Raw genomic sequence first — 15,852 nt, forward strand, 5'->3', positions numbered from 1 at the left:
TTATGGATCAACGTTTGGATCGTCAAGAAGTGTTGTTGAATTCTCTACGACATCGGTCTCCGAAGCTTGCTGGAACAAGGCTTTAACGTTGTCATCTTCAAATACGCTATTTTTAATCACTCCATTCTCATCAACGATATCTTGTAATGACACGCCTTCAAGAATGATTTCTTGATTCCAAGTGTTGTCACCAGTGGTGTCAACTCTCAGCACTACAGAGCCATCTTGCTCGAAAATATCTACGTCATCAGCAGACAACAAGATATCGTTTTCATCTGTGACAAGATCCGAGAGATTCAAGTGCGTTTGACCAACCGCGAAATCTGAAACAGTGTCGGAAGTCGGGATATCACCCAAGTCGTCTGTACTCCATGCTAATTCGTCACTGTCTAAACCACTGATACTCTTGTATTCGATATCAGGCTGGCCAGCGCCGGCGTCCGTGACTATGGCTCCAGCATCAAACATTCCATTGATAATGTCTTCTTTCGTAGAGCCATAAATATCGAACAAATCAACCCCTTCCAGAATGATAGACTGTTCATAGGTTCCACTAAGATCTGCATCAATAGAGATTACCGTTGAACCGTTGTTCAGCTCGAATTTGAGGTAATTTCCTAGCGGGTTTTGAGACTCATTGATCAGGAGATCCCCAAGATCCAAGGTGTCGAATTTAGGGTTGAAGTCTAATATGCGGTCCGTACCAAACTCATTTTTCTGCCAGACAAACGTGTCGTTACCCGAATCACCCCGCAAGACATCGTTTCCTAGTCCCCCAATAATAGTATCGTCACCTGTACCCCCTCTGATGCCATCGTTATGTCTGCCACCATCAAGAGTATCGTCACCACTATGCCCGTAAAGTATGTCAGAACCGGATTGGCCAAAGACCTGATCGTTACCACTTCCCGCATTGACAATGTCAGCTTCGACACCAGTAATATCGGAAGAGTTGAGCTGACCATTATTGTTGGTTATTGAACCAAGGTTTCCGGTCATAATATTTAAGCTATTGATCTCATTTGCGGTGAGTTCAATATCATCGTCCGTATTACCAGTTTGTGAGTTCCCGGTGGCTCCTGCGTAAACTTGGTCATTGCCACTACCGGCTTCAACGTAGTCCTTGCCTTGGCCTGTGCTGATGACTTGCGCATTACTCCCGTTATTGAAGCCTGTTTCTGTAGTTCCCGGCGAAGTGGTTATCGTTTGTTCGTTACCACTTGCGTTAAGAACTTTTCCTTCAAAGTTGTCATCAACGAAGACTTGAACTTGATCCGGATTAGTCGCATTTTCTCCGCCGGCTACAATAACCGTATCATCGCCATCATTCGTCTCAACAGTAACGTCTGTTCCGACTGGAATACCGTTAAAGTCTTCTGGTGTGACACCAATTATCAACTGGTTGGTTGAAGTATCTCCGTCGCCATCTCTAACAGTGTAGATAAAGTTCTCTGTAGCGTCCTTCGGAATGCTGTCAGCGCTGGACTCAAGTTCGTAGCGATAGCTACCATCAGATTGCAATACAAGGAAACCATATGTGCCCTGAATCTTTGTACCCACACCGGTAGAGAGATCGGTTCCTGTATTTGTACCTACACCAACACCGACCACAGTGAGTCCATCAGCACCAGAATCGTTATCCAGGACATTACCCTCCTTATCTGGTAACGCATAGCCATTACCTTCGACAATACGGGCAATTAACTGGTAACTATTGGACTGTTGTTCATAGGTTCTAACTGTATCGACTAGATCACCTTGTTCATCAATAAAACCGAGGACCTTAATAGTGTAGAAATCGCCTTCATATTCGAACGTGACTTCAGGCTGACCAATCTGAATAATGTCACGCGATACTTCTGGGTCTGAGGTATTCGGCGTTTCATTGTGGTCAAAGTCGATATCGATTGTGATAGGAGTGACTACACCATAAGAGTCGGTAATCGTGAAGGTCACGGTTAAGGTTGCTGCTGAAATGGCCGAACCTGAAGGAACAGGGTTGTTATAGTGAGTAAACACACCCAGATTGATATCCTGGTTCAGCTCCAATACCCCGTTGAGGTTGGCGTCATTGTCGACAAAACCATAGCCTGATGAAGTTGCGTTACTGTCTTTACCCCAGCGCATTTGATCGAGGCCGGTATCATTGTCACTACCGTCATAACGCCTCAGCGGGTTACCTCCGACCACAGAATTCCATTCCCCAACAATCCCAGAAGCCTCAAAGCCATCCACCAATACATTAACGCCATTGGTATTGACGATAGTTGTGACATCATCATCAACAACATTCACTTTCAGGCTAGTATTGTTGCTATCGCCATCGACGTCATACGCGGTAATAGAGAAATTATCGACCAGCGTATCTGTTGATGAATGGTTTTGTGCTGATGACAGAACATAGTCAAAGCTCACTACCCCTGTATTAAAATCAGTCCCTTGATAGTCAGTAATTTCGATGGTGCCGTATTGACCATTAATCACTACTGGGTTTTCAGGGGTTGCAGCCTCTAGCGCAGCGAGCGTGACCGTTGTGCTGTTTGTTCCGTCGTTGAACACGATACGATCTAAACCATCAGGTGACGTTACTGTAAATTGCCCTGACTGCGTCACAGGTGTTGTACCGCCTTGTGTCCCCCCTGGTAGCGTACTCTCGTTGACCGTTATCTCTGCAGGGGTGGTTATCGCAACGCCATCATCTCTAGCATCAACCGTAATGTTCAGGGTTGAGCTATCAGTGCTATCACCATCGGTGAGTACATAGTTAATTGCTGGTACCGCACCGAAATAGTTAGTAGCTGGAACAAATGTATATGCACCGTTAGCTGCCAACGTAATTGTACCTACACCCGATATGGCATACGCCGTGCCCACTACAAAAGGTCCTGACTCACCAGCGACACTGAAGCTTTGTACCGTTAATGGACCATCGACACTGGTACCGTCAATCACATTACCAGAGATACCAGTAGTGCTGTCCTCAGTGACATTGACGCTTTCATTGTTATCGGTGAATTCGTCATTAACTGGAGATACCGTTATATCCAGTACGGCGGTATCTCCGATGTTAGTGGTATAGGTGATATCAGGTACTTCACCATTCCAGTTGGCAACTGGTGTAAAGGTGTACGTACCGCTAGCGTTAATCAAAATGGTACCAATACCAGACAAGGTTGCTGTTTGGCCAGCAGTGTAGGTAGTTGAATCACCATCAACGACAAAGCTGGTAATGCCGGTACTGCCCGTGTCATTAGTAAGTAAATTACCATTAAGTGTGTTGTCTTCTGGGGAAGTTTTCACATCATTAACGGTGTTACTCAGCTGAGCAGTATCACTTCCCCCTGTCGATACATTACCGTCACGGTCGGTTTGTGTAGCAGAAACTGTGATGGTATCGCCTTTAGCCACCGCCTCTGTCCACGTAATGATACCGTCGCCGGCGGCATAGCTGTAAGTACGGCTACTGTCATCTGAAACTAGCTGAGTGCCATTCCAGGTGAGCGTGACGTTAGACAGTGTGCCATCGTTGTTGATGGTCAGGTTGATTTGACCACCGGCTACCAGCTCATCGTGGTCAACGTCGACTTGAAGCTGCACATTGTCACTGCCGAGCTCAGACGCGTTGATGACGCCATCGTCTGGGTTGTTGTCATCGACGATGGTCACCGTCGGTGCACCGGTGTTGGCGGTGGTATCGATTTCCGCCGTATCACTGCCAGCCGTAGAGACGTTACCGTCACTGTCGGTCTGGGTCGCCGATACCGTAATGGTATTGCCTTCGGCAACCACTTCGGTCCAGGTAATGGTGCCATTGTTGTAGCTAAAGCCGGATACGGCATTACCGTTGCCGTCAACCACCACAGGGTTACCGTTGTTGTCGAGTGACAGGACGATCTGGGAGGTGGTGGTGCCATTGTTGATGGTCAGGTTGATTTGACCACCGGCTACCAGCTCATCGTGGTCAACGTCGACTTGAAGCTGCACATTGTCACTGCCGAGCTCAGACGCGTTGATGACGCCATCGTCTGGGTTGTTGTCATCGACAATGGTCACCGTCGGTGCACCGGTGTTGGCGGTGGTATCGATTTCCGCCGTATCACTGCCAGCCGTAGAGACGTTACCGTCACTGTCGGTCTGGGTCGCCGATACCGTAATGGTATTGCCTTCGGCAACCACTTCGGTCCAGGTAATGGTGCCATTGTTGTAGCTAAAGCCGGATACGGCATTACCGTTGCCGTCAACCACCACAGGGTTACCGTTGTTGTCGAGTGACAGGACGATCTGGGAGGTGGTGGTGCCATTGTTGATGGTCAGGTTGATTTGACCACCGGCTACCAGCTCATCGTGGTCAACGTCGACTTGAAGCTGCACATTGTCACTGCCGAGCTCAGACGCGTTGATGACGCCATCGTCTGGGTTGTTGTCATCGACGATGGTCACCGTCGGTGCACCGGTGTTGGCGGTGGTATCGATTTCCGCCGTATCACTGCCAGCCGTAGAGACGTTACCGTCACTGTCGGTCTGGGTCGCCGATACCGTAATGGTATTGCCTTCGGCAACCACTTCGGTCCAGGTAATGGTGCCATTGTTGTAGCTAAAGCCGGATACGGCATTACCGTTGCCGTCAACCACCACAGGGTTACCGTTGTTGTCGAGTGACAGGACGACCTGGGAGGTGGTGGTGCCATTGTTGATGGTCAGGTTGATTTGACCACCGGCTACCAGCTCATCGTGGTCAACGTCAACTTGAAGCTGCACATTGTCACTGCCGAGCTCAGACGCGTTGATGACGCCATCGTCTGGGTTGTTGTCATCGACGATGGTCACCGTCGGTGCACCGGTGTTGGCGGTGGTATCGATTTCCGCCGTATCACTGCCAGCCGTAGAGACGTTACCGTCACTGTCGGTCTGGGTCGCCGATACCGTAATGGTATTGCCTTCGGCAACCACTTCGGTCCAGGTAATGGTGCCATTGTTGTAGCTAAAGCCGGATACGGCATTACCGTTGCCGTCAACCACCACAGGGTTACCGTTGTTGTCGAGTGACAGGACGATCTGGGAGGTGGTGGTGCCATTGTTGATGGTCAGGTTGATTTGACCACCGGCTACCAGCTCATCGTGGTCAACGTCGACTTGAAGCTGCACATTGTCACTGCCGAGCTCAGACGCGTTGATGACGCCATCGTCAGGGTTGTTGTCATCGACGATGGTCACCGTCGGTGCACCGGTGTTGGCGGTGGTATCGATTTCCGCCGTATCACTGCCAGCCGTAGAGACGTTACCGTCACTGTCGGTCTGGGTCGCCGATACCGTAATGGTATTGCCTTCGGCAACCACTTCGGTCCAGGTAATGGTGCCATTGTTGTAGCTAAAGCCGGATACGGCATTACCGTTGCCGTCAACCACCACAGGGTTACCGTTGTTGTCGAGTGACAGGACGACCTGGGAGGTGGTGGTGCCATTGTTGATGGTCAGGTTGATTTGACCACCGGCTACCAGCTCATCGTGGTCAACGTCAACTTGAAGCTGCACATTGTCACTGCCGAGCTCAGACGCGTTGATGACGCCATCGTCAGGGTTGTTGTCATCGACGATGGTCACCGTCGGTGCACCGGTGTTGGCGATGGTATCAAGGATAGCTGTGTCCAGACCTGAAGCGGTGTTGCCCGCCGGGTCGGTCACGGTGGCGGTGACCGTAATGGTGGTGCCGGTGGCCGGGGCGGTCATGGTGACCGGCACGCCGTTGTCCAGCATGGCCTGGGTCACGGTGCCGTTAAAGAGTTCATTGCCATCCTGATCGGTGACAATCAGGGTATCGCCCACCGCCGTGCCTGCGCCCAGGGTGACGGTGATGTTGATGTCGCCATCAAGCTCCGCATCATTGATCAGGCCATTATTGTCGGCATCCTCGGTGATCTCGACGGTCGGGGCGGCCGGTGCGCCGCTGCCCACGCCGTAATCCAGGGTGGCGGAGTCGCTGCCTTGTGCGCTGTTGCCCGCCGGGTCAGTAATGGTGGCGGTCACTTCCAGCGTGGTGCCGGTGGCCGGTGGGTCAATGCTCAAATCAAGGCCGTTATCCAGCATCTCCTGGGTCACAGGGCCTTCAAACAGGGTGTTGCCATCCTGGTCGGTGACCACAATGGTGTCGCCCACCGCGGTACCAGCGCCCAGGGTGATGGTGATGTCCACCTGACCGTCCAGCTCGCCATCGTTGATGTAACCATCATCGTTGGCATCTTCGGTAATCTCGACCGTCGGCGCCGACGGGGCGCCGGTGCCGGTGCCGTAATCCAGGGTGGCCGCATCACTGCCGTTGGCGGTGTTGCCCGCCGGGTCGGTCACGGTGGCCGTCACGGTCAGGGTGGTGCCGGTCGCCGGTGGGGTGACCGTCAGGCCCAGGCCGTTATCCAGCATGCTTTGAGTCACGGTGCCGTTAAACAGCTCATTGCCATCCTGGTCGGTGACAATCAGGGTATCACCGACAGCGGTGCCGGCGCCCAGGGTGACGGTGATGTTGATGTCACCATCCAGCTCAGTGTCGTTGATGTAGCCGTCGTTGTTGGCATCTTCGCTAATCACCACGGTCGGGGCGGCCGGTGCGCCGGTGCCTGTGCCGTAATCCAGGGTGGCCGAGTCAGAGCCTTCAGCGGTGTTACCCGCAGGGTCGGTAATGGTGGCGGTAATTTCCAGGGTGGTGCCGGTCGCCGGGGCGGCCACAGACAGGTCAAGGCCATTGTCCAGCATGTCCTGGGTGACCGGGCCGGAGAACAGGGTGTTGCCATCCTGGTCGGTGACCACAATGGTGTCACCCACGGCGGTGCCAGCGCCCAGCGTGACGGTGATATCCACCTCGCCACTGAGCTCGCCATCGTTGATGTAACCATCATCGTTGGCATCTTCGGTAATCTCGACCGTCGGTGCAGCCGGTGCGCCGGTGCCTGTGCCGTAATCCAGGGTAGCGGAGTCACTGCCGGTCGCAGTGTTGCCACTGGTGTCGGTCACGGTGGCCGTCAGGGTCAGGCCGGTACCGGTCGCTGGCGGCGTCAGCGTCAGCGACAGGCCATTGTCCAGCATGTCCTGGGTCACGGTGCCGTTAAACACCTCGTTACCCGCCTGGTCAGTGATGACCAGGGAGTCACCCACCTCTGTGCCGGCGCCCAGCGTCACGCTGTAGTTGATGTCGCCATCCAGCTCGTCGTCATTGATGTAGCCATCATTGTTGGCATCTTCATCAATGGTCAGGGTCGGTGCCCCCAGATTTGGGTTGCCGCCACTGGTATCCAGTATCGCACTGTCACTGCCACTCGCGGTGTTGCCCGCCGCATCGGTGACGGTGGCGGTGACCACCAGATTGGTGCCACTGGCCGGTGCATCAATCGCCAAATCAAGGCCATTGTCCAGCATGTCCTGGGTCACCGGACCGGAGAAGATGACCGTGCCATCCTGGTCGGTCACCACAAGCGTGTCACCCACCGCCGTGCCGCCGGTCAGGGCCACGGTGATGTTCACCTGGCCCACCAGCTCGGCATCATTGATGGTGCCGTCGTTGTTGGCATCTTCGGTAATGGTCACGGTTGGCGTGCCCGGGGCGGTGCTGCCGTAATCCAGTATCGCGCTGTCACTGCCATTGGCAGTGTTGCCCGCCGGGTCGGTCACGTTAGCATTCACCGTGAGGGTCGTGCCCGCTGCCGGTGCATCCAGCGTCAGGCTCAGGCCATTGTCCAGCATGTCCTGTGTCACCGGACCGGAGAACAGCACAGTGCCATTCTGGTCGGTGACCACAAGGGTATCGCCCACGGCGGTCCCTGCGCCCAGCGTGACGCTAATGTCTATCTGCCCATTGAGCTCGCCATCATTGATGTAGCCATCGTTATTGGCATCTTCGGTAATCACCACGGTGGGTGAGGCCGGTGCGCCCGTGCCCACGCCGTAATCCATGACCGCCTGGTCGCTGCCTTCGGCGCTGTTGCCGGCAGGGTCGGTCACGGTGGCCGTAATCGCCAGTGTCTCGCCGGTCGCCGGCGCATCCACAGCCAACTGCAGGCCGTTATCCAGCATGTCCTGCGTCACGGTGCCGGAGAAGATGACGTTGCCATCCTGGTCGGTCACTTCAATGGTGTCGCCCACGGCGGTGCCGGCGCCCAGGGTCACGGTGATGTCCACCTGACCACTGAGCTCGGCATCATTGATGTAGCCGTCGTTGTTGGCATCTTCGGTAATGCTCACGGTCGGGGAGGCCGGTGCGCCGCTGCCCACGCCGTAATCCAGCGTGGCGTTGTCTGAGCCGGAAGCCGTGTTGCCTGCCGGGTCGGTGACGGTGGCGGTGACCACTAAATCAGTGCCGGTGGCCGGTGGGTCAATCGTCAGATCAAGTCCGTTATCCAGCATGTCCTGCGTGACCGGGTCGGAGAAGATGACGGTGCCATCCTGGTCGGTCACCACAAGCGTGTCGCCCACGGCGGTGCCCGCGCCCAGGGTCACGGTAATGTCTATCTGCCCATTGAGCTCAGCATCATTGATGTAGCCATCATTGTTGGCATCTTCGGTGATCACCACCGTCGGTGCCGCCGGGGCACCGCTGCCCACGCCGTAATCCAGCGTGGCATTGTCTGAGCCCTCGGCAGTGTTGCCCGATGGCGTGGTGACGGTGGCCGTGACCACCAGATTGGTGCCGGTGGCAGGCGGATCGATGCTCAGATCCAGACCATTATCCAGCATGGCCTGCGTCACGGTGCCGGAGAAGATGACGTTGCCATCCTGATCGGTCACTTCAAGGGTGTCACCCACGTCGGTGCCGCTGCCCAGGGTCACGGTAATGTCGATTTGACCGGACAGCTCGCCATCATTGATGTAGCCATCATTGTTGGCATCTTCGGTGATCACCACGGTTGGCGCTGATGGCGACGGTGGGTTACCGCTGTAATCCAGCAGGGCCGAGTCGCTGCCCTGGGCACTGTTGCCGGCAGGGTCGGTGACGGTGGCCGTCACGTTCAGCGTGGTGCCGGACGCCGGCGCATCAATGGCCAGATCCAGACCGTTATCCAGCATGTCCTGAGTAACCGGGCCGCTGAACAGGGTGTTGCCATCCTGATCGGTGACTACGATGGTGTCGCCCAGCGCGGTACCCGCGCCCAGCGCCACCGTGATGTTCACCTGACCGTCCAGCTCGGCATCATTGATGGTGCCGTCGTTATTGGTGTCTTCGGTGATGGTGACAGTCGGCGCTGCAGGCGCGCCGGTGCCGACGCCGTAATCCAGTACGGCGCTGTCACTGCCATTGGCGCTGTTACCCGCCGGGTCAGTGACCGTGGCGGTGACGCTGATGGCGGTACCGGTGGCTGGCGCGGTCATGGTGACCGGCACGCCGTTATCCAGCATGGCCTGGGTCACGGTGCCGTTAAACAGCTCATTGCCATCCTGGTCGGTGACAATCAGGGTATCGCCCACAGCGGTACCCGCGCCCAGGGTGACGGTGATATTGATGTCGCCGCTGAGCTCAGTGTTGTTGATATAGCCGTCGTTGTTGGCATCTTCATCAATCACCACAGTCGGTGCCGCCGGGGCGCCGCTGCCCACCCCGTAATCCAGGGTGGCGGAGTCAGTGCCTTCGGCGCTGTTGCCGGCGCTGTCGGTGACCGTGGCGGTAATGTCCAGTGTGGTGCCGGTGGCAGGCGGATCGATGCTCAGGTCGAGGCCATTATCCAGCATGTCCTGAGTGACCGGGCCGGAGAAGATGACGTTGCCATCCTGGTCGGTCACTTCAATGGTGTCACCCACTTCCGTGCCGTTGCCCAGGGTCACGGTGATGTTCACCTGGCCGTTGAGTTCGGCGTCATTGATGTAGCCATCGTCGTCGGCATCTTCGGTGATGTCCACCGTTGGCGCCGCCGGACCGCTATTGAGCAGTGCATTGTCACTGCCGCTGGCAGTGTTGCCCGCCGGATCGGTGACCGTGGCCGTCAGGGTGATGGCGGTGCCATCCGCCGGGGCCGGGATAGACAGGCTCAGCCCATTGTCCAGCATGTCCTGGGTGATGGTGGCGGTGTACACCTCATTGCCATCCTGGTCGGTGACCGTGAGGGTGTCACCCACCGCGGTGCCTGCGCCCAGGGCGATGGTGTAGTTGATGTCGCCATCGAGCTCATCATCATTGATGTAGCCGTCATTATCGGCATCCTCAATGATGGTCAGTACCGGCGCTTCAGGGGCGCCGATGCCCACCCCGTAATCCAGGGTAGCGGAGTCATTGCCATTGGCGCTGTTGCCCGCCGGGTCAGTCACCGTGGCGGTCACTGTGATAGTGGTGCCGGTGGCCGGGGCGGGCATAGAGACTGACAGGCCATTATCCAGCATGTCCTGCGTGACCGTGCCGGAGAAGATGACGTTACCGTCCTGGTCGGTCACTTCGATGGTGTCACCCACTTCGGTGCCGCTGCCCAGGGTGACGCTAATGTCTATATCGTTATTGAGCTCTGCTTCGTTGATGTAGCCGTCGTTGTCGGCATCTTCGGTAATGACCACGGTCGGTGCGGTAGGCGCACTGCTGCCATAATCCAGGGTCGCACTGTCACTGCTAGTGGCAGTGTTGCCCGCCGGGTCAGTCACGGTGGCGGTGACTGTGATGGTGGTGCCGGTGGCCGGGGCGGTCATGGTGACCGGCACGCCATTGTCCAGCATGGCCTGAGTCACGGTGCCGTTAAACAGCTCATTGCCATCCTGGTCGGTGACAATCAGGGTATCGCCGACAGCAGTCCCTGCGCCCAGCGTGACGGTGATGTTGATGTCGCCATCAAGCTCCGCATCATTAATCAGGCCATCATTGTTGGCATCTTCATCAATGACCACAGTCGGTGCACTCGGTGCGCCGCTGCCCACGCCGTAATCCAGGGTGGCGGAGTCGCTGCCTTGTGCGCTGTTGCCCGCCGGGTCAGTAATGGTGGCGGTCACTTCCAGCGTGGTGCCGGTGGCCGGTGGGTCAATGCTCAAATCAAGGCCGTTATCCAGCATGGCCTGGGTCACAGGGCCTTCAAACAGGGTGTTGCCATCCTGGTCGGTGACCACAATGGTGTCGCCCACCGCGGTACCAGCGCCCAGGGTGATGGTGATGTCCACCTGACCGTCCAGCTCGCCATCGTTGATGTAATCATCATCGTTGGCATCTTCGGTAATCTCGACCGTCGGCGCCGCCGGGGCGCCGGTGCCGGTGCCGTAATCCAGGGTGGCCGCATCACTGCCGTTGGCGGTGTTGCCCGCCGGGTCGGTCACGGTGGCCGTCACGGTCAGGGTGGTGCCGGTCGCCGGTGGGGTGACCGTCAGGCCCAGGCCGTTATCCAGCATGCTTTGAGTCACGGTGCCGTTAAACAGCTCATTGCCATCCTGGTCGGTGACAATCAGGGTATCACCGACAGCGGTGCCGGCGCCCAGGGTGACGGTGATGTTGATGTCACCATCCAGCTCAGTGTCGTTGATGTAGCCGTCGTTGTTGGCATCTTCGCTAATCACCACGGTCGGGGCGGCCGGTGCGCCGGTGCCTGTGCCGTAATCCAGGGTGGCCGAGTCAGAGCCTTCAGCGGTGTTACCCGCCGGGTCGGTAATGGTGGCGGTAATTTCCAGGGTGGTGCCGGTCGCCGGGGCGGCCACAGACAGGTCAAGGCCATTGTCCAGCATGTCCTGGGTGACCGGGCCGGAGAACAGGGTGTTGCCATCCTGGTCGGTGACCACAATGGTGTCACCCACGGCGGTGCCAGCGCCCAGCGTGACGGTGATATCCACCTCACCACTGAGCTCGCCATCGTTGATGTAACCATCATCGTTGGCATCTTCGGTAATCTCGACCGTCGGTGCAGCCGGTGCGCCGGTGCCTGTGCCGTAATCCAGGGTAGCGGAGTCACTGCCGGTCGCAGTGTTGCCACTGGTGTCGGTCACGGTGGCCGTCAGGGTCAGGCCGGTACCGGTCGCTGGCGGCGTCAGCGTCAGCGACAGGCCATTGTCCAGCATGTCCTGGGTCACGGTGCCGTTAAACACCTCGTTACCCGCCTGGTCAGTGATGACCAGGGAGTCACCCACCTCTGTGCCGGCGCCCAGCGTCACGCTGTAGTTGATGTCGCCATCCAGCTCGTCGTCATTGATGTAGCCATCATTGTTGGCATCTTCATCAATGGTCAGGGTCGGTGCCCCCAGATTTGGGTTGCCGCCACTGGTATCCAGTATCGCACTGTCACTGCCACTCGCGGTGTTGCCCGCCGCATCGGTGACGGTGGCGGTGACCACCAGATTGGTGCCACTGGCCGGTGCATCAATCGCCAAATCAAGGCCATTGTCCAGCATGTCCTGGGTCACCGGACCGGAGAAGATGACGGTGCCATCCTGGTCGGTCACCACAAGCGTGTCACCCACCGCCGTGCCGCCGGTCAGGGCCACGGTGATGTTCACCTGGCCCACCAGCTCAGCATCATTGATGGTGCCGTCGTTGTTGGCATCTTCGGTAATGGTCACGGTTGGCGTGCCCGGGGCGGTGCTGCCGTAATCCAGTATCGCGCTGTCACTGCCATTGGCGGTGTTGCCCGCCGGGTCGGTCACGTTAGCGGTGACGGTCAGCGTCGTGCCCGTTGCCGGTGCATCCAGCGTCAGGCTCAGGCCATTGTCCAGCATGTCCTGTGTCACCGGACCGGAGAACAGCACAGTGCCATCCTGGTCGGTGACCACAAGGGTATCGCCCACGGCGGTCCCTGCGCCCAGCGTGACGCTAATGTCTATCTGGCCATTGAGCTCGCCATCATTGATGTAGCCATCGTTATTGGCATCTTCGGTAATCTCCACGGTGGGCGAGGCCGGTGCGCCCGTGCCCACGCCGTAATCCATGACCGCCTGGTCGCTGCCTTCGGCGCTGTTGCCGGCAGGGTCGGTCACGGTGGCCGTAATCGCCAGTGTCTCGCCGGTCGCCGGCGCATCCACGGCCAACTGCAGGCCGTTATCCAGCATGTCCTGGGTCACGGTGCCGGAGAAGATGACGTTGCCATCCTGGTCGGTCACTTCAATGGTGTCGCCCACGGCAGTGCCGGCCCCCAGGGTCACGGTGATGTCCACCTGACCACTGAGCTCGGCATCATTGATGTAGCCGTCGTTGTTGGCATCTTCGGTAATGGTGACCGTCGGGGAGGCCGGTGCGCCGCTGCCCACGCCGTAATCCAGCGTGGCGTTGTCTGAGCCGGAAGCCGTGTTGCCTGCCGGGTCGGTGACGGTGGCGGTGACCACTAAATCAGTGCCGGTGGCCGGTGGGTCCATCGTCAGGTCAAGACCATTGTCCAGCATGGCCTGGGTGACCGGGCCGCTGAACAGGGTGTTGCCATCCTGGTCGGTCACCACAAGCGTGTCGCCCACAGCGGTGCCCGCGCCCAGGGTCACGGTAATGTCTATCTGCCCATTGAGCTCAGCATCATTGATGTAGCCATCATTGTTGGCATCTTCGGTGATCACCACCGTCGGTGCCGCCGGGGCACCGCTGCCGACGCCGTAATCCAGCGTGGCATTGTCTGAGCCCTCGGCAGTGTTGCCCGATGGCGTGGTGACGGTGGCCGTGACCACCAGATTGGTGCCGGTGGCAGGCGGATCTATGCTGAGATCCAGGCCATTATCCAGCATGGCCTGCGTCACGGTGCCGGCGAAGATGACGTTGCCATCCTGGTCGGTCACTTCAAGGGTGTCACCCACGTCAGTGCCGCTGCCCAGAGTCACGGTAATGTCGATTTGACCGGACAGCTCGCCATCATTGATGTAGCCATCATTGTTGGCATCTTCGGTGATCACCACGGTTGGCGCCGATGGCGACGGTGGGTTACCGCTGTAATCCAGCAGGGCAGAGTCGCTGCCCTGGGCACTGTTGCCGGCCGGGTCGGTGACGGTGGCCGTCACGTTCAGTGTGGTGCCGGATGCCGGCGCATCAATGGCCAGATCCAGACCGTTATCCAGCATGTCCTGAGTAACCGGGCCGCTGAACAGGGTGTTGCCATCCTGATCGGTGACCACAATGGTGTCGCCCAGCGCGGTACCCGCGCCCAGCGCCACCGTGATGTTCACCTGACCGTCCAGCTCGGCATCATTGATGGTGCCGTCGTTATTGGTGTCTTCGGTGATGGTGACAGTCGGCGCTGCAGGGGCGCCGGTGCCGACGCCGTAATCCAGTACGGCGCTGTCGGCGCCATTGGCGCTGTTGCCGGCCGGGTCAGTGACCGTGGCGGTGACGCTGATGGCGGTGCCGGTGGCCGGCGCGGTCATGGTGACCGGCACGCCGTTATCCAGCATGGCCTGGGTCACGGTGCCGTTAAACAGCTCATTGCCATCCTGGTCGGTGACAATCAGGATATCGCCGACAGCGGTACCCGCGCCCAGGGTGACGGTGATATTGATGTCGCCGCTGAGCTCAGTGTTGTTGATATAGCCGTCGTTGTTGGCATCTTCATCAATCACCACAGTCGGTGCCGCCGGGGCGCCGCTGCCCACCCCGTAATCCAGGGTGGCGGAGTCAGTGCCTTCGGCGCTGTTGCCGGCGCTGTCGGTGACCGTGGCGGTAATGTCCAGTGTGGTGCCGGTGGCAGGCGGATCGATGCTCAGGTCGAGGCCATTATCCAGCATGTCCTGAGTGACCGGGCCGGAGAAGATGACGTTGCCATCCTGGTCGGTCACTTCAATGGTGTCACCCACTTCCGTGCCGGTGGCCAGGGTGACGGTGATGTTCACCTGACCATTCAGCTCAGCGTCATTGATGTAGCCATCGTTGTTGGCATCTTCGGTAATGGTGACCGTTGGCGCGGCCGGGCCGCTGCTCAGTACCGCACTGTCTGTACCGCTGGCGGTGTTGCCTGCCGGATCGGTGACTGTGGCGGTCAGGGTGATGGCGGTGCCATCCGCCGGGGCCGGGATAGACAGGCTCAGCCCATTGTCCAGCATGTCCTGGGTGATGGTGGCGCTGTACACCTCATTGCCATCCTGATCGGTGACCGTGAGGGTGTCACCCACCGCGGTGCCGTCGCCCAGAGCGATGGTGTAGTTGATGTCGCCATCGAGCTCATCATCATTGATGTAGCCGTCGTTATCGGCATCTTCAGTGATGGTCAGGACTGGGGCCGCAGGGGCGCCGCCGCCCGCACCGTAATCCAGGGTGGCGGAGTCTGAGCCTTCGGCGCTGTTGCCAGCAGGGTCAGTAATGGTCGCCGTCACTTCCAGCGTGGTGCCCGTAGCCGGTGCATCCACGGCCAGCTGCAGACCATTATCCAGCATGTCCTGAGTGACCGTGCCGGAGAAGATGACGTTACCGTCCTGGTCGGTCACTTCGATGGTGTCACCCACTTCGGTGCCGCTGCCCAGGGTGACGCTAATGTCTATCTGGCCATTAAGCTCGGCATCATTGATGTAGCCGTCATTGTTGGCATCTTCGGTAATCACCACAGTCGGCGCGGTTGGGGCGCTGTCGCCGTAATCCAGGGTCGCACTGTCACTGCCATTGGCGGTGTTGCCCGCCGGGTCGGTCACGGTGGCGGTCACTGTGATGGTGGTGCCGGTGGCCGGGGCGGTCATGGTGACCGGCACGCCATTGTCCAGCATGGCCTGAGTCACGGTGCCGTTAAACAGCTCATTACCATCCTGGTCGGTGACAATCAGGGTATCGCCGACAGCGGTCCCTGCGCCCAGCGTGACGGTGATGTTGATGTCGCCATCAAGCTCCGCGTCATTAATCAGGCCATCATTGTTGGCATCTTCATCAATGACCACAGTCGGTGCACTCGGTGCGCCGCTGCCCACGCCGTAATCCAGGGTGGCGGAGTCGCTGCCTTGTGCGCTGTTGCCCGCCGGGTC

The 15,852-nt window shown here is 58.1% G+C and carries 1 protein-coding gene (only partly in view); it reads right to left on the reverse strand.

Annotated elements, in window-relative coordinates:
* Positions 1–15,852, reverse strand: partial view of a hypothetical protein gene (locus VP504_RS17515; protein ID WP_325892292.1) — the 3' end only. It continues 34,866 nt past the right edge of the window; the window shows 15,852 of its 50,718 coding nt (coding positions 34,867–50,718); its start codon lies off the right edge, out of view — the gene reads right to left on this strand; the stop codon is at positions 1–3.

This window comes from Grimontia sp. NTOU-MAR1, from assembly GCF_035758505.1.
GTDB classification, from domain to species: Bacteria; Pseudomonadota; Gammaproteobacteria; order Enterobacterales; family Vibrionaceae; genus Enterovibrio; species Enterovibrio marinus.